At 70.4% G+C, this 26836-nt stretch carries 26 protein-coding genes; 11 read left to right on the top strand and 15 right to left on the bottom strand.

Going from position 1 to position 26836, the window contains the following annotated elements; translation table 11 throughout:
- Nucleotides 1-598 precede the first annotated feature (598 nt).
- Nucleotides 599-1942: a protein kinase domain-containing protein gene (locus ABB07_RS00620; protein ID WP_341845918.1), complete on the top strand. Its 1344-nt coding sequence runs from the start codon at nt 599-601 to the stop codon at nt 1940-1942.
- Between the two features lie 145 nt (nt 1943-2087).
- On the opposite strand, the gene ABB07_RS00615 is transcribed toward ABB07_RS00620, so the two are convergent.
- Complete coding sequence (locus ABB07_RS00615) at nt 2088-2342, bottom strand: hypothetical protein (RefSeq protein ID WP_208896713.1); 255 nt, start codon at nt 2340-2342, stop codon at nt 2088-2090.
- 8 nt (nt 2343-2350) lie between these two features.
- On the opposite strand from ABB07_RS00615, the gene ABB07_RS00610 reads away from it, so the two are divergent.
- Nucleotides 2351-2503 carry an LURP-one-related/scramblase family protein gene (locus ABB07_RS00610; protein WP_208896712.1) on the top strand — a complete coding sequence of 51 codons (153 nt, stop codon included), beginning with the start codon at nt 2351-2353 and terminating at the stop codon, nt 2501-2503.
- A 365-nt stretch (nt 2504-2868) separates the two neighbouring features.
- Here ABB07_RS00610 and ABB07_RS00605 read toward each other — a convergent pair whose 3' ends face one another.
- From ABB07_RS00605 to ABB07_RS41445, 4 genes are all read right to left on the bottom strand, one after another.
- Complete coding sequence (locus ABB07_RS00605; protein ID WP_208896711.1) at nt 2869-3993, bottom strand: alpha/beta hydrolase; 1125 nt, start codon at nt 3991-3993, stop codon at nt 2869-2871.
- Between the two features lie 139 nt (nt 3994-4132).
- Entirely contained in the window at nt 4133-4993 is an 861-nt protein-coding gene (locus ABB07_RS00600; RefSeq protein WP_244189144.1) for a polysaccharide deacetylase family protein, read from the bottom strand.
- A gap of 94 nt (nt 4994-5087) precedes the next feature.
- The gene (locus tag ABB07_RS00595) at nt 5088-5438 is read right to left on the bottom strand and encodes a transposase (RefSeq protein ID WP_425264667.1); all 351 of its coding nucleotides are present in this window, start codon (nt 5436-5438) and stop codon (nt 5088-5090) included.
- A 203-nt stretch (nt 5439-5641) separates the two neighbouring features.
- A complete protein-coding gene (locus ABB07_RS41445; protein WP_279617365.1) occupies nt 5642-5764 on the bottom strand; it encodes a hypothetical protein in 123 nt (40 codons plus the stop codon).
- Between the two features lie 423 nt (nt 5765-6187).
- Between ABB07_RS41445 and ABB07_RS00590 the strand changes: the two genes are divergently transcribed.
- The 8 genes from ABB07_RS00590 to ABB07_RS00555 all read left to right on the top strand — a co-directional run bounded on the left by ABB07_RS00590 (nt 6188) and on the right by ABB07_RS00555 (nt 15243).
- Nucleotides 6188-8440, top strand: a complete 2253-nt coding sequence (locus ABB07_RS00590) for a HAMP domain-containing protein (RefSeq protein WP_244189143.1) — start codon at nt 6188-6190, stop codon at nt 8438-8440.
- A 15-nt stretch (nt 8441-8455) separates the two neighbouring features.
- Nucleotides 8456-9919 (top strand): poly-gamma-glutamate synthase PgsB, encoded by a 1464-nt coding sequence (gene pgsB, locus ABB07_RS00585; protein WP_208896707.1) that lies wholly within the window; start codon nt 8456-8458, stop codon nt 9917-9919.
- Nucleotides 9916-10398: a poly-gamma-glutamate biosynthesis protein PgsC/CapC gene (locus ABB07_RS00580; RefSeq protein ID WP_208896706.1), complete on the top strand. Its 483-nt coding sequence runs from the start codon at nt 9916-9918 to the stop codon at nt 10396-10398. The genes pgsB and ABB07_RS00580 overlap by 4 nt, the downstream gene beginning before the upstream one ends.
- Before the next feature lie 44 nt (nt 10399-10442).
- On the top strand, nt 10443-11525 hold the full coding sequence (locus ABB07_RS00575) for an NlpC/P60 family protein (protein WP_208896705.1): 1083 nt from the start codon (nt 10443-10445) through the stop codon (nt 11523-11525).
- Between the two features lie 55 nt (nt 11526-11580).
- On the top strand, nt 11581-13506 hold the full coding sequence (locus ABB07_RS00570) for an ArnT family glycosyltransferase (RefSeq protein ID WP_208896704.1): 1926 nt from the start codon (nt 11581-11583) through the stop codon (nt 13504-13506).
- Nucleotides 13507-14156: 650 nt separating this feature from the next.
- The gene (locus ABB07_RS00565) at nt 14157-14528 is read left to right on the top strand and encodes a phage holin family protein (protein ID WP_208903197.1); all 372 of its coding nucleotides are present in this window, start codon (nt 14157-14159) and stop codon (nt 14526-14528) included.
- Nucleotides 14525-14971 (top strand): DUF3618 domain-containing protein, encoded by a 447-nt coding sequence (locus ABB07_RS00560; protein ID WP_208896703.1) that lies wholly within the window; start codon nt 14525-14527, stop codon nt 14969-14971. Before ABB07_RS00565 ends, ABB07_RS00560 begins: the two co-directional genes overlap by 4 nt.
- A gap of 5 nt (nt 14972-14976) precedes the next feature.
- Nucleotides 14977-15243 carry a DUF4235 domain-containing protein gene (locus ABB07_RS00555; protein ID WP_208896702.1) on the top strand — a complete coding sequence of 89 codons (267 nt, stop codon included), beginning with the start codon at nt 14977-14979 and terminating at the stop codon, nt 15241-15243.
- Between the two features lie 404 nt (nt 15244-15647).
- Here ABB07_RS00555 and ABB07_RS00550 read toward each other — a convergent pair whose 3' ends face one another.
- Complete coding sequence (locus tag ABB07_RS00550; protein WP_208896701.1) at nt 15648-16604, bottom strand: IS481 family transposase; 957 nt, start codon at nt 16602-16604, stop codon at nt 15648-15650.
- Between the two features lie 684 nt (nt 16605-17288).
- On the bottom strand, nt 17289-18068 hold the full coding sequence (locus tag ABB07_RS00545; protein WP_208896700.1) for an NAD(P)H-dependent oxidoreductase: 780 nt from the start codon (nt 18066-18068) through the stop codon (nt 17289-17291).
- A 140-nt stretch (nt 18069-18208) separates the two neighbouring features.
- Here ABB07_RS00545 and ABB07_RS00540 point away from each other — a divergent pair, with 140 nt between their 5' ends.
- Entirely contained in the window at nt 18209-19054 is an 846-nt protein-coding gene (locus ABB07_RS00540; RefSeq protein ID WP_208896699.1) for a helix-turn-helix transcriptional regulator, read from the top strand.
- A gap of 548 nt (nt 19055-19602) precedes the next feature.
- Here ABB07_RS00540 and ABB07_RS00530 read toward each other — a convergent pair.
- From ABB07_RS00530 to ABB07_RS00495, 8 genes are all read right to left on the bottom strand, one after another.
- On the bottom strand, nt 19603-20058 hold the full coding sequence (locus ABB07_RS00530) for a MarR family transcriptional regulator (RefSeq protein ID WP_208896698.1): 456 nt from the start codon (nt 20056-20058) through the stop codon (nt 19603-19605).
- A complete protein-coding gene (locus tag ABB07_RS00525; RefSeq protein WP_208896697.1) occupies nt 20055-20549 on the bottom strand; it encodes a MarR family winged helix-turn-helix transcriptional regulator in 495 nt (164 codons plus the stop codon). The genes ABB07_RS00530 and ABB07_RS00525 overlap by 4 nt, the downstream gene beginning before the upstream one ends.
- Before the next feature lie 372 nt (nt 20550-20921).
- Nucleotides 20922-21515 (bottom strand): hypothetical protein, encoded by a 594-nt coding sequence (locus tag ABB07_RS00520; RefSeq protein ID WP_208896696.1) that lies wholly within the window; start codon nt 21513-21515, stop codon nt 20922-20924.
- Entirely contained in the window at nt 21512-22858 is a 1347-nt protein-coding gene (locus ABB07_RS00515; protein WP_208896695.1) for a DUF58 domain-containing protein, read from the bottom strand. Before ABB07_RS00515 ends, ABB07_RS00520 begins: the two co-directional genes overlap by 4 nt.
- Nucleotides 22855-23862 carry an AAA family ATPase gene (locus ABB07_RS00510; protein ID WP_208896694.1) on the bottom strand — a complete coding sequence of 336 codons (1008 nt, stop codon included), beginning with the start codon at nt 23860-23862 and terminating at the stop codon, nt 22855-22857. The genes ABB07_RS00515 and ABB07_RS00510 overlap by 4 nt, the downstream gene beginning before the upstream one ends.
- Nucleotides 23863-23927: 65 nt before the next feature.
- On the bottom strand, nt 23928-24464 hold the full coding sequence (locus tag ABB07_RS00505) for a hypothetical protein (RefSeq protein ID WP_208896693.1): 537 nt from the start codon (nt 24462-24464) through the stop codon (nt 23928-23930).
- Complete coding sequence (locus tag ABB07_RS00500; RefSeq protein WP_244189142.1) at nt 24461-25501, bottom strand: DUF4129 domain-containing protein; 1041 nt, start codon at nt 25499-25501, stop codon at nt 24461-24463. Before ABB07_RS00500 ends, ABB07_RS00505 begins: the two co-directional genes overlap by 4 nt.
- 722 nt (nt 25502-26223) lie before the next feature.
- Entirely contained in the window at nt 26224-26778 is a 555-nt protein-coding gene (locus ABB07_RS00495; protein WP_208896692.1) for a hypothetical protein, read from the bottom strand.
- Nucleotides 26779-26836 lie beyond the last annotated feature (58 nt).

The raw sequence follows: 26836 nt of genomic DNA, 5'->3' as shown, positions 1-26836 counted from the left end.
CGTCGACTGGAATCGTGGCGGATGCGGTCCGTACGGCGTCCGTCGCGACCTGCCGTGCGGGAGGCCTGCGGCCGAGCAGGGCCGAGCAGCACGGCGGCGGGCAGAGCACACGCCTTGTGGCGCCATGGACGAGCTTGCGCTGCGCGAGTTGGCCCGCCCGGGCGAGGAAGCGGCGCTGCAGTCCCTGACCCGGATGGAGCCGAGGGCGCTCCAGGCCACCCCGGAGAACGTCACGGCGGCATATCTGGCGGGCCTCGCTGAACAACAGGCGGGGGTACGGGAGCCGGCCCGGGCGCTCGTCCGTGGTGAGGAGCCCGAGGAGGTCGCCGCCCGTTTCGGGCTGTCCCTGGAATCCGGCTACCTCGTACTCAGCGTGCGGGCCTTCGGGCCCAGGCGTGGGTGGCGGCACGCAGGCTGCTGCGTCGGGCGCTCGCCCGGCGCGCCCCGCTGGCCGAGGGCCGCGTTCACAGCCTTCCGGGCGAATGCGGTGGCTGGGTCCTGTTGCCTGTCAGCCCTTGCCGGCCGTGTAGGCGGTGAGGTCGGGGGTGCTGCCGTGGAAGACGGAGTCGAGGTCGACGTCCATGAGGTGTGGACCAGGATGTCCACGGCCCCGGATCACAGAGATCCCACAAGGACCGCTCCTACCGTGCCTCTGCGTCAGTCGGCAACGAGGGGGAGCACCATGGATCGTTCGCGTCATCTGGGAGGACGCTACCGCCTGGAACACGTCCTGGGTCGCGGGGGGATGGCCGAAGTATGGCTTGCGTACGATCTGCTGCTGTTCCGCCCGGTCGCCGTGAAGGCGCTCCGGCCGGAACTGGCGGCCGATGCCGAACACTGGGCGCGTTTCCGCCGGGAGGTCGTCTCGACGGCCCTGTTGGGCCACCCGTCTGTCGTCGCCGTCTACGACGCGGGCGAGGACACGATCGACGGCCACCTCGTCCCGTACCTCGTGATGGAGTACGTCAAGGGCACCACGCTGCTCCAATTCGTCCGCGAGGCACGGATCGCCGGTCCCGAGCACGCCCTGGAACTCACCGCCGGCGTGCTGGAGGCGCTCGATCACGCGCACCGGCACGGCATCGTCCACCGGGACATCAAACCGGCGAACGTCATGCTCTCCCACGAGGGCACCGTGAAGGTGACGGATTTCGGCATCGCCCGCTCGGTGGATCGGACGGGTACGACCCTCACCCGCACCTCGGTGGTGGTGGGCACGGCCGAGTACCTCTCGCCGGAACAGGCCCGGGGCGAGCAGGTGGACGTCCGCACCGACCTGTACTCGACCGGTTGCCTGCTCTACGAGCTGCTCACCCGTCGCCCGCCGTTCACCGGCGACACCCCGCTGGCCGTGGCCATGCAGCACCTCTCGGCACCACCGGTGCCTCCCTCAGCCCACGTCCCGCAGCTGCCTGCCGCCTACGACACCCTGGTGCTGCGCGCGCTGGCCAAGGATCGGGCGGACCGGTACCAGACCGCCGAAGAGATGCGCGACGCCATCGGGAACGTGCTGGCAGACCGTGCCACGGCTGTCACTTCGCGGCTGCCGGAAACATCTTCGACGGCTCGGCACACCCAGCTACCGGGGCCACGGGGTGCCCGCAAAGAAGGCCCCGTGCAGCGACGGCGCATCCGCCGGCCACTCCTGACGACGGCGGTGCTGCTGGCGGCCGCCGTGTGCACCTATGTCATCACCGGATCCCACGCTCCTGCTCGTTCCCGGGTGGCCGCGCCCTCGCTGATCGGCGAAACGATGAACGAAGCCCGATCGAGCGGCCAGGCAGTCGGCGTACGCATCCAGCCCATCCGACACCGATCGTGTCCTCACCCCGGAACGCCCGTCGGCCGAGTATGTGAGCAGACACCCTCGCCCGGCAGCGAGGTGCCACGCCACGCCATCCTGCGGGTCGTCCTCTCTCCCGGCACGCCTGGTGAGAGGTGAGACGCTCCAGTCGTTCGGGATGTTCCAGCGCTGCCGCGCGGCCTTTCGGGGCGGTGGTCATGTGTGACTCCTCGCTTCGCGTGTAAGCGCCGTAGCTGCCTTGCGTAATGACGCAACTTTCATTCGGGGACAGGTGTCGACGCCATCACTCGATCTGGACGGGGTGTTCCATGCGTGCCACTTCGTGGACACCCAGGACGACCAGGTCGCGGGCATCGTGAAGAAGGTCCTGACCCTCCATCACACCCTCCTCGTCAAGCAGGACGGCGAGGCCGTCGGCCGCATCAGTAAGCGCAGGTTCCGCATCTTCGGCGACCGTTTCAAGGTCGCCCTTCGGGACGACCGTCGGCTGCGCGAATCGGGCAACCTCTGGGATCGCGAGTTCGACATCGCGGACCACGGCACCCCTTGGCACACCTCTCGCGCCGCTGGTTCAGCATCCGCGACGCCTATGCCGTGGACGTGATGTACGAGCCCGACTCGCTGCTGTTGGTCATCCTCGCGGTGTGCGTGGACCACATCATCGAGGACGGCCGAAGCGAACAGCTCACCAATCCGTGACGCACGCACGCTTCCGGCACCCTCGGTCCGGTCTCCCGGCTGCTGTGCCGGTTCGCCGCCTGGCGCCGGGATGTGTTCCTTCCTGCCGGCGATGGCGGTACGCGCGATCAAGCTGTGCCCACCCGGACAGGATTTCCACGCGCCAGGCACCATTGTGGTGGTGGCTGCGCTGGGCACCGCCGTGATCGCCAAGTTCATTGCGGCCGCGCCCGGTTGGCTTGCCTACGTGGCCGGCCTCGGTTGCCTGGCCCACCTGCTCGGTGACTCGATCACGACTGGGTGGTCGAAGTCCCTGTTGATCGTCGAGTCGACCGAGTCTGCGCTCCAGCCAGGGCACCGATCTTCGGCTTCACGGAGCCGATGGCTCAGTGGGCGACCAGTCGCGAGCTGAGCCACTGGAGCGTGGCGGGGATCTCCCGCCGCCAGGTGTTGAAGTTGTGCCCGCCGCTGGGAAGGATGATCGACGAAATCCTGGTCACGTTCGTGTCCTGCACACTCTTGATGAACTTGAGCGTGTCCTTGTAGTTGTGCTCACCGACCCTGCTGCTGGTGACGAGCAGCGACGTCTCGGGCGCGGTCAGATGCTTGATCGTCCAGAACAGGTCGGATCGATTCTGCAGGTTCTTGTCGCCGTGGAAGAGGTCCCCGGTCGTGGGGTCGATCGGCGCCTTGTAGTACGGCGACAGACCGGCGGCGGCCGCGTAGGAACCCGGGTGGTGCATGGCGATCTTCAGCGCGCAGTAACCGCCGGTCGAGTCCCCGACGATGCCCCAGCTGGCGGGCGTCTTGTCGACCCGGTAGTGGGCCATCACCGACTCGCGCAGGTCCTTCGCGAAGAACGTCTCGCTCTGCGGGCCGCCGGGAACGTCGACGCACTCGGTGTCGCGCGGCGGCGCCACGGTCGGCCGCAGCATCACCAGGATCATCGGCTGCATCTTCCCCTGCCGGGCCAGCCCCTGGGCCGTACTGGGGTAGTTCAGCTTGTTCACCAGCGCCTCGGCCGTGCCGGGGTAACCCGTGAGGACCACGGACACCGGGAACTTGCGCCCGCTGTTCTTCGGCTGGAAGTACTCCGGGGGCAGATAGACGAACGCCGGCGTGGACAGGTGGGTCGTACGGCCGATGACGTCGACCTTCTGCACCTGCCCGGCCACCTGCGGCAGCGTGCTGCTCGCACCGATGACCTTGGACGTGGCCACCACCTGGATGGGACTGTCGGCGCCGCCCGCTATATGGTCGACGACCACGCCCGGGGCGTTCTCCTGGCCGAACAGGTCCGCCCAGCTGGCGTAGAAACCGAACGCCTGGTTGGCGGCGAGGCCCACCGAGGCGAAGAGCGCCAGCTGGGTGGTGAGCAGCAGGCCGACCCGCCCGCTGACGGCCCGCCAGCTCTGCCGGGCCAGCCGCGGCCACAACCACACCGTGCAGACGAACAGCAGCACGGCGAGGACGATCGCCAGCATCAGCACTTTGTTGCTCGTGAGTCCCATGGGCTGTTTCCTGCCTGCGCTTTCCGCCCGGCGCCACCCACGCTTCGTTGCGAAGGCTTGCCCGGGGCTTTCCTCGGCCCTTGACCCCCCTTTCCTGCGGGGATTGCCACGGCTGCGAGGCACACTGTTTCTGGTCGGTTCAATGTCCGGCCGGCGGCTGGATGTAGTCCTCCAGCCGGGCCACCGCGAAGCCTTGCTCCCTGACGCGCTTGAGCAGATTCGCGAACATCTCCGTCATGGTGGCGCCCTTGAGCTCCGCAGGGCCGCGGAAGTGCGCGAGGATGATGTCACCGGGACGCAGCTTCTTGTCCGGCTTTTGGTACTGCATATCGCGTACCTGCATGGATTCACGCCACCAGACGATCGCTCGTGGCCCGCACTCTCCCACCGCGATCCTGGTGTTGTTGTCGTACGCCCCGTAGGGCGGCCGGAACAGCAACGGGGCGGTGCCGAACTTTTGGGTGAGGATCTTCTGGTCGCCGCACACCTCTTGCTTCTGGCGGAGCAGCGGGATGGTGTTCATCGCGGGATGGTGCAGGGTGTGGTTCTGGATGTGGTTGCCCATCGCCTGCAGGGGCTTGAAGTAGCCGTAGTCCGACTTGATGGCGTCGTTCATCAGGAACATCGTGATCGGGATCTTCAGGTCCCGCATCATCTCGATGAACTTGGGGTCCTTCTCCTGCCCGTCGTCGACGGTGATGAAGACGACCTTCTGGGATGTCGGAACGTGCGCGAAGACCGGAACCGGGCCGGTCGCGGACAGCTTGATGGGTTTGTCCGCCGGGGGCTCGGGAGCCGCGGGCAGCGGTGTCAGGCCCCACTTCTGCCAGGCGGCAGCGTCGGCCGTGACGTGGGACGCGGTCCCGGGCGTGGCGCCGGCGGTGGCGGATGCCGGATCGGTCGCGCTGCCACCGCTCGTGCCGCAGCCGCCCAGGGACAGTGCCAGGAGCACGCCGGCCAGCGGCGCGTAGAACCTGCCGCCTGTGTTGCGTCGCTTCACCGAACCGGTCTCCTGACTGCAAAGCTGATCTCGACTCCGCCGGAAAGGTAGCCGCGGCATGAAAGGCGAAGTTCAGCGTCGTGAAAGGCGAAGTTCAGCGGAGGGTGAGAATAGGACCAAGGCCGACATCAGAAGTCGCGCGGCTCTTGGCGCCCGAGGTGTTCTGCCGCGCTCGCTGTCGGAGCCGTGCGGACCGGCTGAGGTGCGCGGGAGATCGCTCGCTCCCGCCCCAGTCCTGGTGGCCCGCCCAGCGGAACGACGCCAGGCCCAGGTGGACGACGCGGTTCCGGGTGACCGCTCGGAGCCAGACCGCCGAGACGGAGTCGGACAGGCCCGTGAGCCCGCCGCCGACCAGCATGAACACGTCGTCGACGCCGCGGTCCTTGATCTCGGTCTGGACCTGGAGCCGACATTTCGCGCCATCGCAGGAGCCGCCGGCCCGCATGCCGCGGATCTCGCGTGTCCCGGCCGATGCCACAGACCGGGTGTGGATCGTGGACGGCACTCTCCTCCCGGTCCGCGACCGGGGTGTGGCTGCATCCAGTCGTCATTACTGCGGGATGGCGGTGCCGCACGGCAAACGCCCTGGACGAGCCCTACTGAAGGGCGAGGAGGACAGCAACGCCGAGTACCGCGGGGGTCGCGGTTTCACCGCCGTACGAACTCGGTCTCGGCGGCACTGACGTCCTCGATCGGCATTGGTGGCGGGCGGCGGGCGGTGTCGCTGACCTTGATCAGGACGGCGACCAGCAGCCAGTCAGCCACCGGCACGCCGCCGAGGTAAAGCGGACCGCGGAGACAGACGCCGAGTTCGCCGCGCTCTAGATCGACACGGTCCCCCTTGCGACCGACACCGCCCTTCGGCTCGGGCTGCCGCGCATGACCGGCCGGCCGCGCACGGACCTGGCTCCACTCATCAACCCCTTGGAATCGATCACCCAGGGCCTGTGCGGGGGCGCCCTCCGGCATGTGGGGGCGGGCCCGCAGCACCGGCCAGTACCCAATGATCCATTTCATACGCACGACACACGAAAATGTGATGGTAATGTGATCATATAAGGCTACTGTGTTCGCTCTATCGAACACCCAGGCGCTCGGCGCCAGTTGAGGAAGGATCGAGTTCTGTCCTCCGCACCCAGGGCGCCGCGCCGACACCGCATCCGCCGTCGGGCCGACATGCCGATGCTTGGCGGCGTGCGCCCTCCGATCGCCTCACTCGTCGCGCTCTTGCTGTTGGTCGCCGCCCTGACCGTCATCGGCCTCAATGGCATCCACGCCGGTCAAGTGCCGCAGGCGGTACTGAACGACGAGCAGCAGATCGCCGCGGACACCGCGCTGTCGGTGCGCACCGCGATCGACGTCGAGGCGAGCACAGTACGCCGTACGGCCACCACCTACCCGGCGACGAGCACAACGACCCCCACGACCGCCCTCAAAGCACTGACCTCTGCCAGGAAGACGATACTCGGCAGTGCCCTGCTCGATCCGCACACCGGCCACCTGCTGGCGACCGGCGGCAAGCCGGTGCCACCGACCGGGGCGGACGTCCTCAGGGCGGCGACCCGGCACCAGTCGATCCGGCCCCGACTGGTGACATCGGGCGGCACGCGGCAACTGCTGTACTTCGGCAGGGTCACGCTGCCCGCGCAGCAGGAGGACGCCAACCAGGACCAGTACCAGGCATCGAGCCGGTCCCAGCGGCAGTGGCTGCTGGTGGTCTGCGAGACGCTCCCCGCCCTCACCACATACGGCGACGGACGCACCGCCGCAGTGCTGGACGCGAACGGCACCGCGCTCGCCACCACAGCCCGCGGCACGGCATCGCCGGCGGCCGCCGACCGTGGCCTGCCCACGGCGGCGGCCCGTGCGGCAAACGGGTCGGGGAGTGACACCGACGCCGCGGGAAGCCTGCTGGGCGCCACCACGGGCAGCCTGCGTACGGTGGCCGGCTGGGCCCAGGTCGCCTCGACGACCGGTCCGGGCGACACCGACGGCCTCGGTCTGGTGGTGCTCACCTCCCGCGCAGTGCCCGTCACGACCACCCCCGCCGACTACTCGCGCTTCGCGCTCGAAGCGGCGGGTGCGCTGGCCGCTGTCTCGCTGCTGCTCGGGCTGGCGCTGTACTTCCTGGTGCAGCGGCCACTGCTGCGGCTGTATCTGTCCGCCGGCCGCCTGTCCCGGGGCGCGACCGAGGACGAGCCGACCGCACTGGAGGGGCTGTACCGACCGGTCCCGGTGCACGGCTTCGGGGAACTGGCCCTGATCGGGCGGGCACTGGAGTCACTGCGCCGGCAACTGCTCGGCGAGAGCGGCCCCGAAACGTTCCCGGCCCGGCGCGGGCCGGGCTACCGGGCGCTGGCCGTGGTCGGCGTACTGGTGGTGGCCTGCTGGGCCGTACCGATGATCTTCCTTGTGAACCGGGCGGATACCGCGACCGCGGTGCCCACCGCGGTCCTCGCCGCCCAGCAGGCGCGCACCGAGCTCGCGGCGAACCGGGTCAGGCAGTCCCTCGACCAGTCGTACACCGACCTGAGCGAGGTGGCCGCGGGTCTGCCGGGCCTGAGCCGTGCCGCCCAGACCAAGCTTCTGCGGCACACCCTGGCCGACCACAAGCAGTACCGCTCGCTGTATCTCCTCAACCGCTCGGGCGGCATCACGCTGCGGACGGGCGACACACCGCTGCGCACCCTGGTCCACGTGCCCGACGGCGGCGGCATCACCACCGTCAACACCTCCGGTCGGATTCCGGCGATCGCCGCCTACGCCCAGGTCCGGGCCGTGAAGGGCAAGGCCCTGGCGGCCGGGGTGGTCCTCTTCGGCGAGATCGACGTGAAGGCGCTCAACTCCATACTGCCGCGGCCGAAGTTGGGCAGCGTCTGGGTGACGGACGACAACAACAAGGTGCTGGCGGCGAGCGTGGGCTACCGCGCCTTCCAGTCGTTGCCCGACTCCGGCCTGACCCGTCTCGTCCGCGCCGCCCAGGGCGCCCCGGGGACCGCGGGCACCGCGACCTCGGCGGCGCTCCGCACCTCTTCGGGACCATCGGCCGACGCCGCCGCGCCGCTGGCACAGAGCGGCCCGACAGCCCGCCTCGGCTGGCACGTGGTGACCACGGAACCCGCGGCGGCGCTCCAGGTCCCCGCGGTGCAGGCCGAGCAGCGCACCATGCTCGCCGGCATCCTGGGCCTCACCCTGGGCACGGCCTGCCTGGGCTGGCTGCATGTCGTGGTGATCCGGCCGCTGCGCGCGGTCGCCGTACTCGTCGAGCGGCTCGCCGGCGGAGACCGCCGCACCGTGCTGCACCCGGTCAACCACGACGAGGTCGGCTCGGTCACCCGCAGCCTGGAGCTGATCCGCCAGGCCCTGGCGGAACGCGACCGGACGGCCAGATCCGGCCACGCCGCCGCGCTCTCCCGGTCCCCGCGCGAGACCACCCTCCAGCGGTAGAAGGACGGAATCTGCGTGCTCTTCCTCTATGTCATCGTCCTGCTGTGCTGCGCCGTCCTGTGGATCGCCGGAATCGTCGAGCAGCGCCGGCACTTCGCCTCCCTGGAGCAGATACCCACGCGGGTGCTCGTCAACGGCATCCGCGGCAAGAGCTCGATCACCCGGCTGTGCGCGGGCGCCCTGCGCGGCGGCGGCCTGGTCACGGTGGCCAAGACCACCGGCACCGCGGCCCGGTTCATCCACCCGGACGCCACCGAGGAGCCGGTGTACCGCAAGTTCGGCCTGTCCAACATCGTCGAGCAGATCGGCATCGTGCGGCGGGCGGCGACCTACCGGCCGGACGCGCTGGTGATCGAGTGCATGGCGGTGATGCCCGCGCTGCAGGAGATCAACCAGGAGAAGCTGATCCGTTCCACGATCGGCGTCCTGTGCAATGTCCGCGAGGACCATCTGGAGGAGATGGGACCGACGCTGGACGACGTCGCACGCTCGCTGTCCCGCTCGATGCCCGGGGGCGGGGTGTGCGTGACGGCGGAGAAGGACCGCTTCCACATCCTCCAGGAGGAGGCCGACGCCCGGAACTGCAAGCTGGTCTACGCCGACCCCGAGACGGTCACCGACGAGGAGCTGCGCGGCTTCAGCTGGTTCACCTTCAAGGAGAACGTGGCGATCGCGCTGGCCGTCGCCGAACTGCTCGGCGTGGACCGGCAGACCGCGATGCAGGGCATGTGGGACGCACCGCCCGACCCGGGCGTGCTGTCGGTGGAGCGCTACATCACCCCCGACGGCAAGCGGCTGCGGTTCGCCAACGTCTTCGCGGCCAACGACCCCGAGTCCACGCTGATGAACGTCAAGCAGCTGGAGGACCTGGGCGCGATCAGACGGCCGCTCAGCGTGGTCATCAACTGCCGCCCGGACCGGGTGGAGCGCAACGGCCAGATGGGCGCGATCGTCCCCGACCTCGCCGCCGAGACGGTGTTCCTGATCGGCCACCCGACCAAGAGCGCCCGCGACGCGATCCCGGCCGACTTCACCGGGCGGGTGGTGGACCTCGGCGGCGACCGCCGCGACCCCGAGGAGCTGACCGCGGCGATGCTCGCAGAACTCGGCCCGGCCTCTTCGCTGGTGGCGATCGGCAACATCCACGGCCAGGGCGAGCTGTTCCTGGAATGCCTCGCCGAACTGCCGCTTGACGACTCCGAGGACCCGCTCGACGCCGTACCCGACGGCGACGGCCTGGACCAGGAGACCATGCAGATCGCCGTGCCCCGGCCGCGGGTCGCGGTGGCCCGGCCGCCCGAGCCGGAGCCGTACAGCTGGGTCGCACCGCTGGAGACACCGGCGTACGGCTTCCACGTACCGGAGCAGCGCGAACTGGCCCGCCGTATCGCCGCCCGCCAGGGCCGGCCCGCCGGCAAGAGCGCCCCAGGCGACCCGAACCACTCCCACGATCCGTCCCAGTCCCCGAGGAACCCGTGATCCCCGCCCACCTCACCGCACAGACCGCAGCGCTCGGGATCGCCCTCGGGCTGATCTTCTCGCTCGTCTGCTACCTGACCACCAACCTCTCCCCCGGGGGAATGATCACCCCGGGCTGGATCGCCCTCACGCTCGTCACCGACGTGCAGATGGCCGCCCTGATGGTCGGTGTGGCGGCGCTCACGTACTTCATGACAAAGTTGGTGCAGCGCACGGTGATTCTCTACGGCAAGCGGCTGTTCGCCGCCGTGGTGCTGTGCGCGGTGCTGATGCAGACCACCGTGATGCTGGCGCTCAGCCACGAGTTTCCGCTGCTGTACACGTCACAGACCCTTGGCTTCATCGTCCCCGGCCTGGTCTCCTACCAGATGGTCCGCCAGCCGATGGCGGCCACGCTCATCTCGACCACGGCGGTGACGCTGGCCACGTACGTGGTGCTGGTCTCCGGTCTGCTGGTCGGCCTCCTGCCCACCGGCTGACTTGTCCACCACACTCTCACCTCGCATTCTCAGGAGGATCGGCCATGCACTCCGAACCCACCGGCACACGCAGCCGCCCGACGCGCCGCGCCGTGCTCGGGGCGATCGCGGGCGTGGCGGCCGCGGGGGCGGCGGGCGGATACGCCTGGGACCGCCTCGGTCACGGCAGCGGTGACCGAGGCGGTGCGGCCGCCGCCGGCACCGGTTCCGGCCCGAGCGTCCGGCCCACCGGGCCCCACACCTTCGAGCGGCTGTCCGCCCCCGACCGCACCGTTGTCCGTGCCGCCGATGGCGGCACGCTCGCCACGTTCACCGACGGCGCCCGTACGGCCGTACTCACCGGCCCCTACCGCACCTTCAGCGAGCCGCGGACCACCCAGGCCAAGGTGACCACGAACGCCTGGGTGCGGGTACTGCCGCACGAGTGGCGGCAGGGGATGGAGAAGTCGGCCTGGTTCACCAGCTGGTTCCGCAAGACGCTGGCCGACACCAGCCCGGACGTCTTCGCGGTGGCGTTCGAGTACTCCAGCGCCGGTGCGCCCGACAAGCACAACGGCGCCGGCGTGCGCTATGCGGGCACCGCCCATTTCGGCCCGCGCAATGCCAAGGTCAACAACCCACTGGACTTCGCCTACCACGACGAACAGTCAGACTTCTACGACTACCTGGGCATTTCCTGGACCTTCCCGGACGGTACGCGCGTTCAGCCGGAAAGGGCCCGCTACGGCGATGTCGACTGCTCCGGCTTCCAGCGTCTGGTGTGGGGCTACCGCATGGGCATCCCCCTGCACAACACCAACGCCCCGGGTCCCGGACTGCCGCGCCGAGCCTTCGCCATCGCCGCCTACGGCCCCGGCCGCCTGGTGATCCCCGACAACCACGAACAGCCCACCGACCTCAGCGCCCTGCAACCGGGCGACGTGGTCTTCTTCGCCATCATCAAGGGACGGCCGAACTTCATCGACCACTGCGGCATGTACATGGGCCTCGACGACCAGGGTCGGCACCGCTTCTACTCCAGCCGCTCCGCCGCCAACGGCCCCACCCTGGGCGACCTGTCGGGCCGCTCCCTGCTGGACGGCACCGACTTCTACGCCCGCGGCTTCCGGGCGGCACGCCGTCTGTGATTTCGCCGCCCGTGCACCAAAGCCTCACCTGACCGCTGATCCGAGGACCCCTGCCATGACCGCCTTCACCGCCGTCCAGCCCACCGGCACGCACCGAGGACGCCGGGCGGCCGGCCGCCGCTCCGGCCGGCCGGAAGACGCCCCGCGCTGGGAAAGTCCGGCACTCGCCACGGTGCTGGCCATCGCCGCGGTGCTGTACTCATGGGGCCTCGGGCACGCCGCGCTCCACCCCTTCTACGGCGCGGCGATACGGTCGATGGCCGGCAGCTGGCGGGCCTTCTTCTTCGGCGGGCTCGACCCGAGCGGTTCGATCACCATCGACAAGCTGCCCGGCGCCTTCTGGCCCGACGCCGCCACCGTCTGGCTCTTCGGCCCGCACACCTGGGCGGCCGCGCTTCCGCAGGTCGTCGAGGGCGTACTCACCGTATGGCTGCTGCACCGGATCGTACGGGCCTGGGCCGGCCCGTTCGCCGCGCTGATCGCCGCCCTGACGCTCACCCTCACTCCGGTCACCGTGGTCCTCACGCGCGCCACCATCCCGGACACCGCGCTCACCCTGCTGCTGGTCGCGGCCGCCGGAGCGCTGCAGAAGGCGGTACGCACCGAGCGGCTGCTGCCCCTGATCACCTGCGGCATCTGGGTCGGGCTCGCCTTCCAGACCAAGATGCTGCAGGCGTGGCTGGTGCTGCCCGTCTTCGCCGCGGTCTACCAACTCGCCGCGCCTGGAACGAGGCTGAACCGGGCCCTGCGCGTCCTGCTGGCCGGCGCGGTCGCCCTGGCGGTCTCCTGCTCCTGGGTGCTGATCGCCTGGGCGACACCGGCCGCGAACCGCCCGTACCTCGACGGCACGTCCAACAACGATCCCTTCACCCTGGTCTTCGGCTACAACGGACTGAGCCGCTTCGGCAGCGACTCCACCGCGTTCGGCGCCGTCGCGGGCACCGCCGCCAGCCGCACCACCGGCAACACCGGCTGGGGCATGCTCATCAACCACACGGTCGGCCCGCAGATCGCCTGGTTCCTGCCGCTCGCCGTGCTCGCCGCGGTCCTGGGCGTGGTCTGGCGCGCCGGACAACCGCGAACGGATGTGCTGCGCACGGGATTTGTGATGTGGGGCGGCTGGCTGGCCGTACACACCCTGGTGTTCAGCTCCTCCAACGGCAACCACGCCTACTACACGGCCGTCATCGCCCCGGCGCTCGCCGCGCTGGCCGGCGGCGGGCTCGCGCTCTTCCACTCGGAGTACGAAGCCCAGCACAAGCCCGCGCACCAGACGGGCGGCCGCCGCCACCTGGCACTGCCGGCGGCGATCGTGCTGACGGTGGCATGGGCACTGGTACTCGACTGGCCGACCCGGTTCGTCTCCCGGCTGCTGCCGGTCGCCGTGATGCTCACCCTGTGCGGCGTGGCGGGATTGTGGACCCGCGGGCCGCGCACCTCCCCGCGTATGGTCCACGCCGCCCTCGCCGCCGGGATCGCTGCCACCCTGGTCGTACCGGCGGCCTGGGCCGTCTCCAGCCTCGACCCGCTCTACGCGGGCCCCGCCACCTCGCCGATGGCCGGTCCGGTCGGCAAGGCGTACGACGGCCACCTGCACGCTCGGCAGAGGGTGGGACTCGACCGGCCCAGCGCCCGCGACACCGCCCTGCTCCACTACCTCACCACGCACCACCGCAGCGAAAAGTACCTCCTCGCCACCCAGGCCGCCTACAGTGCCGAGCCCCTGCTGCGCGCGACGTCCGAGCCCGTCCTCGTCATGGGCGGCTTCACCGGAAGCACCCCGTTCCCCACCGCCCAACAGCTCGGCAGCCTCGTCACCACCCATCAACTACGCTATGCGCTGCTCACCACCCAGCGCCCCACCACTCCCGCCACCACCTGGGTCAAGTCCCACTGCACCCGCATTCGCCCCAGCGCCTACGGCCGCCGCACCGACGGCAGCTTCGCCCTCTACGACTGCAACCCCCAGACGGCCGAGTAACGAGCACCTGCGGTCGGCCGGGGGAAAGCGCTCCTTCCGGATCTGTACGGTCTTCGGTGCAACTGCCGGTCATGGAAGCCCGCCCCGCAGGCTTTCGATCTCGCCTTCGACGGTCGACTCTCCGTCGGCCGCCGCTGACTCACACCACCGGGGTCACACCGTTGTCCGGACAGGCCCCGCTCCTGCCGCACGAACGCGCTCGAGCACCTCGGGCAAGGGTGCCGCCCGTCGCACCACCCCCGGCCGACCGCCGCTGCGCCGCGACCGCCTCCGGCAGGTACCGCATGCCCATGGTGGCGCTCGGGCGGGTGCAAAGCCGTGCCCACTACCCCAGCGACGGGTCACCGGCGCCGCCATCGGCCTGGCCAGCGCCTGGCTCGCTCGGCTCGCTCCGCGCCTGATCCTCCGGCACTGGCCTCAGCAGGTCGGGGGAGAGCCGGGCGGACTGGCGGAAGCAGGCAGACACGCCTGCCATACGCCCGTCCTGAACTCGCCTGCTCGGGGTACCCGTGCCCTCATCGGATGGTCGGGCGCATGACGCGGTCCGGCCTGCAGGAACTCAAGAGGGACAGGAGGTGGCCGTGGTGTCGAGCACGCAGCAGCACCATGCCGGGTCCGGCCCCAGCGCGGATCGCTTGGGCCAGGAGCCGGTGGGGGAGCTGGTGCAGCGGGCCTCGCAGCAGCTGACCGAGCTGGTGCGCGGCGAACTGCGCCTGGCACAGGCGGAGATGAAGGAGAAGGGCAAGCGCTACGGCAAGGGTGGCGGCCTGTTCGGCGGCGCCGGAGTTGTCGGCTTCCTGATGGCGCAGGCGCTGGTCGCCACCGTGATCGCCGCACTGGCGGTGGCGCTTCCGGTGTGGGCAGCCGGGCTGATCGTCACAGCGGTGCTGGGTGTGATCGCCGCGGTGATGGCCATGAGCGGAAAGAAGCAGGTCGACCAGGCCGCGCCGCCCACGCCCAAGCAGACGGTCGAGAACGTGAAGGCCGACGTGGCCGAGATCAAGGAGAGCGCACACCGATGACCCAGCCGCCTCACGACGAACCCACCGCCTCCAGCCCCGAGGAACTGCGCGAGCAGGTCGAGCAGACCCGTACCGAGCTCGGGGAGACGGTCGAGGCGCTCGCAGCGAAGACCGACGTCAAGGCGCGCACCCAGGAGAAGGCAGGCCAGCTGAAGGAACAAGCCGCCCTGAAAGCCGGGGAACTGAAGGCGAAGGCCGCCGACCTGGCCCACCAGGCGCAGGACCAGCTGCCCGATCCGGTCAAGGACAAGGCCGCGAAGGCGGCCGAGCAGGCCCGGGCGAAGGCGACCCAAGCCGGCCAGCTATGGCAGGAGAAGGCGCCCGAGCCGGTGCGCCAGAAGACCGCCCAGGGAGCGCAGCTGGCGCGTGACAACCGCAAGGTGCTGCTGGCGGCAGCGGGTGTGGCCGTCGTGGTGTGGCTGGCCTGCCGCCGGAAGGGGTGAACCGGGTGAAGGCTTCGAAGATCGCCTACAAGCCGGTCGGTCTCGCGCTCGGCGCCGTCAGCGGCATGGCCGCGGGAGCGCTGTTCAAGCAGACGTGGAAGATGCTCGGCCACGACGAGGACGCCCCGCACGCCACCGACGAAGACCGCGCCTGGCACGAGGTGCTGCTCGCCGCCACGGTGCAAGGTGCGATCTTCGCCGGAGTCAAAGCGGCCGTCGACCGCGCCGGCGCCACCGTCGTCCGCCGCCTGACCGGAACCTGGCCCGGCTGACGCGCATGGGGAGGCGGGAGGGCCGGTAGGACACGAATACCAGCCCTCCCATCGCCCCGGCCAGTACCCCTACGAAGCACCCCTCACAGCCATGTCCGATCAGCATGCAGCCGTCGCGTTGACCGCTACCGCAGTCATCGCCAAGATCCTGGTCGCTCGGGCAGTCGTCCTCCACCAGGGCGGCCGAGGACGCGTCGCCCGCCTGGCCCACCCGGTGCGCGGTCACACCGCACCCCGCGCCGAAGACCGTGGCCGCGCTCTCGGATGCCGCCTCCTGCGCCGTGCGAGAGGCTGAACACCACGTGCACCACTGCTGGCAGCAGCTCCAAACACGCGCCGACCCACCCGAGTGACCCGCCCGCCCGTGGACCCAGTCGGCGATGCCCGGGCGCAAGTATGCGGATCTAGCTGTATTGACCTGAAGCGTTGTTCACACGGCTGATCGGTGGGTGGCCGCCGAGTGCGGTGTGGCAGCGGTGGTGGTTGTAGGTGTGGAGGAAGTCTGTCAGGGCCGTCGTTCGTTCGGAGTTGCTGGTGTAGGGGCGGACGTAGGCCCATTCGTCGAGGAGGGTGCGGTTGAAGCGTTCGACCTTGCCGTTGGTCTGCGGCCGGTAGATGCGGGTGAGCTTGCCGGCCGCGCCGAGGTCGGCCAGTGCCTGCCGCCAGGCGAAGCTCTTGCGGTAGGGCCAGGCGTTGTCGGTCAGGACCCGTTCGACACGGTCGATGCCGCAGGCGTGGAAGAAGGCCGCTGCCCGGCGGAGGAAGGCGGCGCAGGTGGCGGCCTTCTCGTCGCTGTGGATCTCGCTGTAGGCGAGGCGGGTGTGGCCGTCGACGGCGGAGTGGACGTAGTCGAAACCCATTCCGCCCCGGCCGGCGCGGCCGGCCTGGCGGCCGAGCGCCTTGTGGCCGCCGCCGTCGGGGATGCGGCCGAGTTTCTTGACGTCCACGTGGACCAGTTCGCCGGGCCGGTCGCGTTCGTAGCGGCGGATGGGCCGGCCGGTGGGCCGGTCCAGGAGGGCCAGACGGTTCAGGCCGTGCCGGGCAAGGATCCGGTGAACCGTCGACGGCGGAAGTCCCAGGATCGGTCCGATACGTGCTGGGCCCAGCTTGCGGTCCTGCCGCAGCGTGCACACACGGGCTTCGGTGTCGGCCGCGGTCCGGTGCGGTGTCCTGTGAGGGCGGCTCGAGCGGTCAAGCAGTCCGGCCTCGCCCTCCTTCCGCCACCGGCGCACCCACTTGTGTGCCGTGGTCCGGGAGATGCCCATCTCGGCAGCGACATGGGCGATGGGACGACCAGAACGGACACGCTCGACAAGCAGCCGCCTGCCGAAGACGGTCAGACGGGCATTACGGTGGGACACGAAGACCTCCGTGCGGTGTGTTCCTAGACAGCTCCACCACACCGGAGGTCTTCGCCATGATCAAGCCTGACCGGCGTTAACAACGCTCGTGATCTACATCTAGCCGGCGGTTCCAGCCTCGCGCGACAGCCGGGGTTCGGCATTGAGCCTGCTTTCTCCGGGAGTGAGGCCAGGGCCTTCAGCGTGATCTGCTCCGGCGGGACCGGCGGTGCGACGGCTGGCTGGGGGAGCAGCTGGCCTCGACTGACCGTGGACGGCTCCGTTCCACAGCTGGTGCCGGCCGAGGTCGCCGAGGCGTTCGGCGCCGTCTCGGTCCGCGTGGTCTACCTGGTGGAGTGACTGCCCGGTTGACCGTATCCGTCGTGGCCGGCCGCCTCAGTGGGGCGGTGGCCGCGGACTGTGCGCCTGCTGTGTTCGGCGGACAGCCGACTGTCCCGTTTCTTACGTCTGCATAGGGCCGAGCCGCTGGCCGCCGCCGCGGTCAGCGCTGCGACGGTGGCCCGGCTCAGCCCCCGGTTGCGCTCCTCGGGCGGGGGCGGTGGCGGCCCGAGTCAGGTACTTGAGCGACTCCTGCGCCTCACCACCGAGGACGCGGTCTTAGCTGCGTCGGCCGTGACCTGTGCTTTGGGTCCTTGGTCTGCTGCTGGGGTTCCCGCTGCAGTTCGTGGTGTTCATGGCCGGTGGTCAGCCGCGGACGTGGAGCCCGAAGCCCGTGCGGCCCGCGGGTTCCAGTCCGTCTTTCAGGTGCAGTGAGGGGATCTCGTAGTCGCCGAAGTTCTGCCGACGGAATGCGATCGGCTCGGTCGACTCCAGGGTGAGCAGGCGCTGTTGCCAGGCCTTCGCGATGTCCGGGTAGTCCTCGCTGGTCATCCGGTCGGTGCCGTACAGCACGAACGGCGGCAGCACCTCGATGCCCGGGTAGTAGAGGATGCCGTGCTGGATGGGGAACAGCAGATCGTCGATGGGCCCGTTGATCCCGCGAGCGGCGTAGTGCGACTGCGGGCCGCCGGCGGTCACCGACAGCAGAGCCTTCCTGCCCGCGAGGGTTCCTTCGCCGAAGCGCTCGCCGTACTTGGTGTCGCTGTGCTCGCCGACGCCGTAGGCGAAGCGGTAGGTGAACACCCGGTCCACCCAGCCTTTGAGGATCGCGGGCATGGTGTACCACCACAGCGGGAACTGGAAGATGATCGTGTCGGCCCACAGTAGCTTCTCCTGCTCGGCGCGGACGTCCGGGGTGAGTGTCCCGGCGTCGAAGGCCCGGCCCGAGTCCGCCGCGACCTTCAGCGGAGTCGAGGCGTGGAGGCCGTAGTCCGCGGCGTCCACGACCGCCTTCCAATTCATCGCGTACAGATCACTCACCCGTACCTCGTGCCCGGCCCTCTCCAATGTGGACACCGCGAGGTCCTTCAGCGAGCTGTTGAGCGACTTCGGTTCCGGGTGGGCGTGGACGATCAGCGTCTTCATGACGAGCTCCTTCGGATCGGATGCCTTCGATCCTGGGCGCCAGGCCGCCCGGCGTTCAGGGGCTCCTGTTCCGTCGGACGGGACTTCCTGGTACCGGCAGGGCCACCTTCACGAACACCACCGAGGCCACACTGAAGGGCATGGACGATCTTGCGGGCTTCCTGCGGACCCGGCGTTCCCGCATCGACCCAGCAGCCGTCGGTATCCCCACCGACAGCCGCCGCCGGGTCGAAGGGCTGCGCCGCGAAGAAGTCGCGCATCTGGCCGGAGTCAGCGTCGACTACTACGTACGCCTGGAGCAGGGCCGCGCGACCCAGCCTTCCGAGCAGGTCCTCGACGCGCTCGCCCGCGTCCTCGACCTCGACGAGACCGAACGCGGGCACCTCCACCGGCTCGCCAGACAGCGCCGGCGAGCGAAGACGCCGGGCGGCCGGGTCCGGCCCGAGCTGCTGCGCGTCCTCGACCTGGTCACCGACGTACCCGCGCTGATCATGAACCACCGCCTGGACGTGCTCGCCGGTAACCGCCTCGCCGGGCTCCTCTTCGCCCGGCCGGTGCCGGGCCTGAATACCGCCCGGCACATCTTTCTCGAGGAGGCCGAGCGCGGCCTGTACGCGGACTGGGAGCAATGCACCCTCGACGTGGTCGGGCACCTGCGCCTGGCCGCCGGCAAATACCCCGAGGACCCGCGCCTGGCCTCGCTCATCGGCGAGCTGGCGATGGGCAGCGAGCGCTTCCGCCGCCTGTGGGCCCGCGCGGACGTGCGCGCCCGCACACATGGACGCAAGGCGTATCGGCACCCGCTGGTCGGACTGCTGGAACTGCACCAGGAGAACTTCGCGCTACCGGACGAATCAGGCATGGAGCTGCTGGTCCTGTCCGCGGCCCCCGGCAGCCCCGCCGAGGACGGGCTGCACCTGCTCGCGGGCCTGGGCGCGGCCGGCGGTGACGCGCAATGCACAGTGAACGCTCCGGTGCGCCGGTAACTCAACGGCTCCGACCCACCGCCGTACGCCAGGCTGAACACGACATGCCCGTGCGGCAGGAGCAGGACCAGGCCGTGCCTGAGCAACGGGCCGGCGGCGGCTGGTTTTCACGTTTCCGTACCGGGGCCGGGGTGACAGCCACCGCCGGCCGTTCGTTCACCCCCCCATGTCTGAACTGCGTGCTCGATCCGTTCCGCCGGACAGCGTGGCGGCTCTGCCGCGTTGGTTGCTGGTCCATGTTCCGGGCCGGAGTTGTCGTTCCTTTTGGTCCTCGGCGTCGATGCCGACCGCGATGATTTCCGCGGGTTTGCGTGGTACGCGAGGGTGTCCCTCGTGTTCGTAGTACTGCTTGGAGGCCGCGCCTTCTGTAAGGAGCGGAACAGCGTCGAGCGCCTGATCGACAGGCTGAAAGCCTGGCGGGGCATCGCCCCCTGCTACGACAGGACCCCCCGCCGGCTACCTCGCCGGCCTGTATCTGCGCACCTCCATGATCTGGATCACGAATCTCACTCGAACCACCCTGTGATCACAGCCAGTTGCAGGGCCGGTCAGGCGGTCAGCGCCGCAAGCTCCGTGTTGGCCCGCTCGGTGACCAGGGCGAGGACGCGGCCGGCGGCGGCCAGGTCCTCGGCGGGTATCCCGCCCCAGATCCGAGCAGTGACGGGGGCGGTCTGCGCGCCGACGGCGGCGAGCAGACCGCGCCCCGCGTCCGTGGGGCGAAGGTGTGCGCCGTCCGCATTGAGCAGCTGCCTGGCCAGCAGTTCGTCGAGGGTGGCGCGGATGTCGGCCGGATCGGCCTTGAGGGAACCCTGGCCCTGGGTGATGAGAGCGTCCGGCGTCTGCGGGGCGTCGGCGGTGACGGCCGCGCGCAGGACGACCTGCTGCTGGAACGTAATGCCGTGCCGGGCCAAAACGTGCTCCAGGACACCGCGGGCGGCGTAGTGGGCCAGGCCGAGGGTGCGGGCGTCGGCGACGGGTGCAGTGGTGGATGCGGTGGTGGTCATGGTGTTGTCCCCTGACTGCTCTTGTTGTTCGCTACAGGTGGAGTGAGAGGTGCGTCTAGCAGGGTCGTCAACTCGTCGGTGAACGCGCGTGTCCGCCGGGCGTCGAGGCCGCCGAGCGGCTCCAGCAGCTGCTGATGCAGTTCCTGGACTACCGCGATGGCCTGCCGTGTGACGGCCTGGCCCTGCTCGGTGAGGGCGAGTTGTACGGCGCGCGGGTCGCGGGGATCGCGGGTGCGCTCGATCAGGCCGGCTGCCTCCAGGGCGCGCGCCAGCTTCGAGACGTAGAGCGCCTCCAGGCCGGTGTGGTCGGCGAGTTGGCGCTGGCTGGGCCGCTCGCCGGCGCGCTGCATGCCGTGCAGCGACGCGACCAGCGAGTACTGCGCGTGGGTGAGGCCCAGGGGCGCCACCGCGCGATCGACCGCGACACGCCACTTGTTGGCGAGCCGCCATACCAGGAAGCCGGGTGTGGGGCCCGGGGAACCCTTGCTCATGCCCAATAGATTACATGGCTACTATATCCATGGCTACTATTCTCGGGCGGGCATGACGACACACCCGGCTTGGCGGCGCGGCAGGCTGACCGAACGCCTCCGGCGGGACTGCTTCCACCCCCTCACGTGATCAGGACCGGATACAGGCCCTCCCAGCACGTGCTGGCTCGTACACCGCCTCCCGGTGCGCCTCGGGCGCGGTAGCCGTCCTTATCCGGAATTCGATGTGTCTCATGAGACAGGTTGGCAGTTGGCTTCTGGCAACGCGATGTGGCCCCGCGATCTGGCCCCGTGACAGTGAGGTTCGGCCCCGCCTGGCGGTCTTTGGGGTGTCGCCGAGATAGGCGCCAGACCCACCCGTGGCGTCGGCGGTCAGCCGGGCGGGCTGCGACGGGCGCGCAGCGCCAGTACCAGGCAGACCGTGGTCGCGGCGATGGCGAGTGAGGCGGGCAGACGTGCCCATGAAGTGCCTGCGACCGGCGCTTGGGCGGCGAGCAGTACCACTGCGGTCGCGGCGGCGGCCGCCAGTGCGGGTGTCGCCTGCGGGCGGCCGGGCGGGGCGGTGACACCGGCTGTCCAGGCGTCGGTGACGAGCAGGTAGGCGAGCAGCAGAGCGGCGATGCAGACGACCAGCCAGACCGCGGGGCCGGTGGCTGCGGCGACCGCGATCGCCGCCGCCGGCAGCACGGTCGTCCTGCGGCGGGCCGCGACAGTCCGCCAGCGCATGGAGGTCAGGACGGGGCGGGCGTCGACCATGGGAGCGGCCCACCACGCGGCCGCCGCCGCTCCGACTACCAGCACTTTGACCGGCAGCGGTGCGTTCAAGGCGGCCGACGGGTTGCAGGCGGTGACGGCGAGGGCCGTTCCGAGTATCCGGTCGGTGATGCGGGAGGTGAGACGTGCGGTGAGCAGGGCAGCTCGGCCGCCGGCCGGGCGCGGGCGCGGCCGGGCGGGGGCGGTGGTCATCGGGTCCCCCCGTGGATGCGGGTGCGCAGCAGCGGCGCAAGGGCGAGGTCGAGGGTCTCGCCGGGCCGGTGGGCGACGACCGCGATGCCGCGTTCCAGCAAGGCGAAGCGCATGGCGTCGCGATCGGCCCGCCACAGCCGCAGCGCGAGTTCGCCCTCGGTGCTGCCGGGTTCCACGACTGGGTCGCCGGTGGGGATCGCGACCACGACCATCGGGTTGGCCCGTGCGCGCACCTGGTGCAGGATGTCGAAGATCCGCTGGTCGGTCAGCGGCGTGATGACGTACACCAGCGCTCCTTGGGGCAACGCGGGCGGTGGAAGCGCGCTGAGTCCCTCCGTGCGGTACGCGAGGTCCTTGCGTACCTCCAGCACACTCTCGACGATGCGGTAGAAGTACGCCTGGCCGCTGCCCGGTTGCAGCCAGCGGATCGTGCCACCGACCGACACGACGCCGACCCGGTCGTGGGTGCGCAGGTAGGCGCGGACGAGCCCGGCAGCGGCCCGGAAGGTCTCGTCGAGCGAGGACGCGCCGGTGACCGGGTCGACCACGTCGGCGAGCACGTCCAGCAGCACCACGGTGTCGGCGGTGCGCTCCGCGGCGAACTGGTGGACCTGCAGGGCGCCGCGGCGGGTGGTGGCCGGCCAGTGGATCCGCCGCTGCCGTTCGCCGCGCACATACGGGTGCACGCCGGTGACCTCGATGCCCTCGCCGCGCTGCACGGCGGTGTGCTCGCCGAGCCGTTGCGGCAGCCGGATGGGGATGGGCGTGAGCCTGGCGTGTCCGGGCAGCGGGAAGACGGCGACCTCTCCGAGTCCGGCCCGCACGGTGCGCCGGGCCAGCCCGCCGCGGTCGTAGACGTCGACATCGACCGTGCCGAGCGTCCATCGGCCCCAGCGCTGCACGGTCAGGACCAGATCGACGCGGTGCGAGCCGACCGCGAGGTGGTCGAGCCGGACCCCGTGACCCAGGGTGACGCCGGGGTCCAGGCGGGCGGGTTCACCGTCGTAGGACACCGTGATCCGCACCGTCACCTGCTCGCCTTCGAAGCACCGCCGCGGCTCCACCTCGGCCTCGGCCGTCACCGCCTTGGGGCGCGACCCGCTCGGCAGGGCGAGGGCGAGTAGCACCAGGGGCGCGACGGCGAGGGCAAGTACCCAGGGGCGCCCGGTGAACAGCGCGGCGGCCAGCGCGACGACCGCCAACGTGCCCAGCCGCAGGGCGCGTTCACCGGCGCGCCAGCCGGGCGGAGGCGGCGGCGGAGGTTCGGCGGTCACGTCGTGGCGGCCGTCCAGAGCCCGTTGAACGGCGGCGGCCGCTCTGCGGGCCGGCACGTCCTTGGTCATGACGCGATCGGCGTGCGCGGCAAGGTCTGCGGGGCGCGCACGGATTGCACGATCTCGCGCATCACGTCGTCGCCGTCGATCTGCCGGACCCACAGCTCCGGCTTGAGGGTGACGCGGTGCGCGAGGGCCGGCACCGCCACGGACTTGACGTCCTCCGGGGTCACGTAGTCCCGCAGGTCCAGGACGGCGCGGGCGCGGGCGAGCTGCACCAGGGCCAGGCCGCCGCGCGGAGAGGCACCGACCTGGATGTGCGGGTGGTCCCGGGTGGCGCGGACCAGCGCGACGACGTACTCCAGCAGGTCGTCGTCCGCCTCGACGCGTTCGACGGCGGCCTGCATGGCCAGCACCTCGCCCGGACCGCTGATCGTGCGCAGCACAGCCTCGGGCGCCGCCCGGTCGACACGCGCGCGCAGCATGCCGGCCTCTTCGGACGCCTCCAGATAGCCCATCCGAACCCGCAGCAGGAACCGGTCGAGCTGAGCTTCGGGCAGGGTGTACGTGCCCTCGTACTCGATGGGGTTGGCGGTGGCGACGACCACGAAGGGCTTCGGCAGCGGCCGGGTACTTCCGTCGGTGGACACCTGGGACTCGGCCATCGCCTCCAGCAGCGCGGCCTGGGTCTTGGGCGGGGTGCGGTTGATCTCGTCGGCGAGCAGCAGGTGGGTGAAGACCGGTCCGGGCCGGAAGACCATGTCGGCGGTCCGTTGGTCGTAGAACGGAGCTCCGGTGACGTCGGAGGGCAGCAGGTCGGGGGTGAACTGGATGCGGCGGAAGTCCAGGCCGAGAGCGGTGGCGAAGGAGCGTGCCAGCAGCGTCTTCCCGAGTCCCGGCAGGTCCTCGATGAGCACGTGACCGCCGGCGAGGATGCCGAGCATCACCAGCGCAAGCGGTTCCGCCTTGCCGACCACGGCAGTGCGGATCTCATCGAGCACGGCCGCAGCCCTCTCGCCCGCCTGCCGGGGAGACAGGGTGTCGTGGTCCGGGATGGGTTGTGGGCTGGTCACGGTCGGTTCCTCACGGGGCAGGGGTCGAGGTGCGTGGGCTGCGGGGTCGGCCGCAGCGCCACCGGTCACAGGGCTTCCAGGCGGTCGAGCAGGGAGCGCAGGACGGGCTCGGGGAGTGTGGGCTGCGGAGCGGTCGCCCCGGGATCGATCCACGGCCACAGCTCAGCTCCGATCAGCGCCCGCGCCTGCTGCGGGTTGCGGTACATCGCCACGCCGTGCCGTTCGGCCAGCCGGGCGGCGAACAGCCGCTGCAACTGCGGACGCATGACGATGTCCAGGTGCGCTTCGCCGTCGTCCGCGAGCGTCTTGACCACCATGCGCTGCCACTCGCCGAGGGCCGGGGCCCGGCTGTCCAGCAGGCGCACCGGTTTGCGATGGCCGCTGTCCTGGGCGGCGCCGCCTGCGGCATAGCGCCCCAGGGCCAGCGCGACTGCGGTGATGAGGGCGAGGCCGGTGGCGGCCGCGGCGGCACCGTCGGCCAGGGCGAGCAGCCCGTCGGCCGCGACCGCGGCGGTGCAGACAATGGCCAGTGAGTGGCGTACGGAACCGGGCGTCGGCAGCACGGAGTTGACCATGACCCGGATCCGGGTGGGCGCCTTCACGGCGTACCCGTCACGACTTGGCGTTCAGACGTCCGCGAGCGCAGGCCGTCGGCGATCTCGGCGAGCGCGGCCGCGGCCCGGTCGCGGTGGCTGCCGTCCATCGGGTGCGTGGAGTAACGGGCCTCGCGGAACAGCGCGGTGAGTACGGCGGCGGCCGCCCCCGTGGGCAGACCCCCGGCGACGGCCCGCTCCAGCAGGTCCTGCGGGCTGTCCGAGGCGCGCCGGGATACGCCGGAGTCGACGAGCGATTCCTCCATGGCGGCATAGCAGGCGATGACGGCTGCGCGGGCGTCGGTTCCGTCCAGCAGGGCGCGGCGCCCGCAGTCCACGGCGTGGGTCAGGCGTTCCTGCTCGTCGTCGAGCGTCGCGTACGTCGCCGGGGCCTCGGCCACCGGCGGCCGGGTCGCATACCGCCACAGATGCAGCCCGGCGATCACGACGACCGCGACAAGCAGGGCGATGCCGAGACCGAGCAGGATGCGTGTCAGCCACAAGTGCGTGCTGTGGCCGGGGTGCCCGGCATGCTGTGCGGGTGGCGGGCCGGGTGCCGGGTCTTGTCGCGGGCTGGGAAGCGGTGACGATTCACGGCCGTCCCCCCGGCCGGCTTCGTGGCTGCCGCCGGACGAACCGAACTGGTGCAGGACCAGGACGAGCAGCGGGACGACCAGCGACCCGGCCAGCAGGACGCGGTTCACGCCGTCAGCCATCCGCTGTTCCACCGGGTTGAGTTCCCGGGCGGCGCCGACCTGCTCCTGGTACTTCTCGCGCAGCGCCAAGCCGCCAAGGAGTGAGAGCAGGGCGAGGCCGACCACGAGGACAGGGTTGCCGCCGAGCGGCCCGCGGCCCTTGGCCAACAGGCCCGTGTCGGGGTGCAGCAGCAGTGCTCCCAGGGCCGCTCCGCCCACCACCAGCACCGTCAACCCGGCCTGGGCGGCGCCGATCGCGCGGTACCACCGACGCCAGCCCGCCGTGTGCTGCAGCCGCACCGCCACCCCCTCCCGTGTGATCGGCCAGGCCTGCGCGCCGTCCTCGGTCACCTGTCGCCGATCCCCGACTTGACGGAATCCTGACACGGCGAGGCACGCCGCCTCATTGCCGACTCACGGCAATCCTTACGGACCTTTTCCTGCCGTCTCTCGGCTACAGCCGGACAGGCACGCAGCGGCGGTGTCCGGCGTGAAGGCGACGCCCGGCAGGTCGGCGCTGTGGGCCAACGGCCGAACAGATACATCCGCCCCAGCCTGGATGCTGCTGCTCCTGGCGAGCGGATTCAGTGACCGCAGGGCCGGTTCGCGCCGCCCGTTCCGGCGACAGCGTCGCAGCCCTGCTCCGCTGGTTTCCAATCCATGCACCAAGCCGGAGCCCCCGCGCCTCCTGGTCCTCCTCGCTGCCATCCTTCCCGCCGCCGATGATCCCGCTCGACGTGCTTGCTCGGCACCCGCAGGCGCCCCTCGCGCTCGTAGAACTGCTGGGCGGCCGCGTAGTTCATCATGTGCAGCAGTACGCGCGAGTTGGTCGGCGCTGCTTTTGAGCCGGCTCGAGCCGTCCTGGGATGCTTGGAGACACTGCGTGAGGTGAATGCGAAGCGCGGCGTGTGCGTCGACGGGGTGCTCCTCCGAAGCCATCTGCTGGTCGGTGTCAGGCAACGGTGCGGCAGATGCACGCTTGGGTGCAGATCCCTTCAGGGGACTGCACCTTTGCGGACAACTGGAACATCACTGGTCGCGCTTCCCTCGGCGCTGTGGCCAGGCGTGGCAGGCTACTCCTCGTCGATGGTCTGCAGCTCGATGGGCCGGTCGGCCACGTCCATCGTCTGTGGCGTGGCCAGCAGCTTGTTCAGTCCAAGGGTCAACTGCACGACGAACACGCTCAGCAGGACGGCCAGGACTATGCGGACCAGGCTGTAGACGGCGTCGACGTTCGCCGCGGTCTCGTAGTCACCGGGCGTTTGGAGGTCGGAGTTGATCACGAATGAGACGTAGACCGCGGCGAACACCGACAGGAACCACGCGCCGTAGGTCCAGACGACTCCGCGGCCGCCTGGCAGGGCCCTGGTCCATCCCAGCCCGATGTCGGTGCGTGACATGGCGTTCGCGTGGCCGGCGCGCGCCCACCGCTGGTAGGCGTACAGAACTGCCATGAAGACCACGAAGCGCAACATGCCCGTGGTGTTGATCGTCTGGAGTGCGCTGTGCAAAGCCTGCCGGTCGTAGCCGTTGTGAGCGGCGGCCAAGGCCCATTGGTGGGCCCGCGTGCGCTCGGCGGAGAACCGCACGGCCTCGCTGACGACGGCCGCCGCGGCTGCAGCCAGCACTGTGAGCAGTGGGCCCGTCATCGAAACCCGCCCGGGACTCACTTTTGACTGGACCAGC

The organism is Streptomyces incarnatus (assembly GCF_001027185.1).
In the GTDB taxonomy this organism is placed as follows: domain Bacteria; phylum Actinomycetota; class Actinomycetes; order Streptomycetales; family Streptomycetaceae; genus Streptomyces; species Streptomyces puniciscabiei.
The sequence above is the reverse complement of the archived record's forward strand: the minus strand, read 5'-3'. Positions and strand labels throughout refer to the sequence as shown.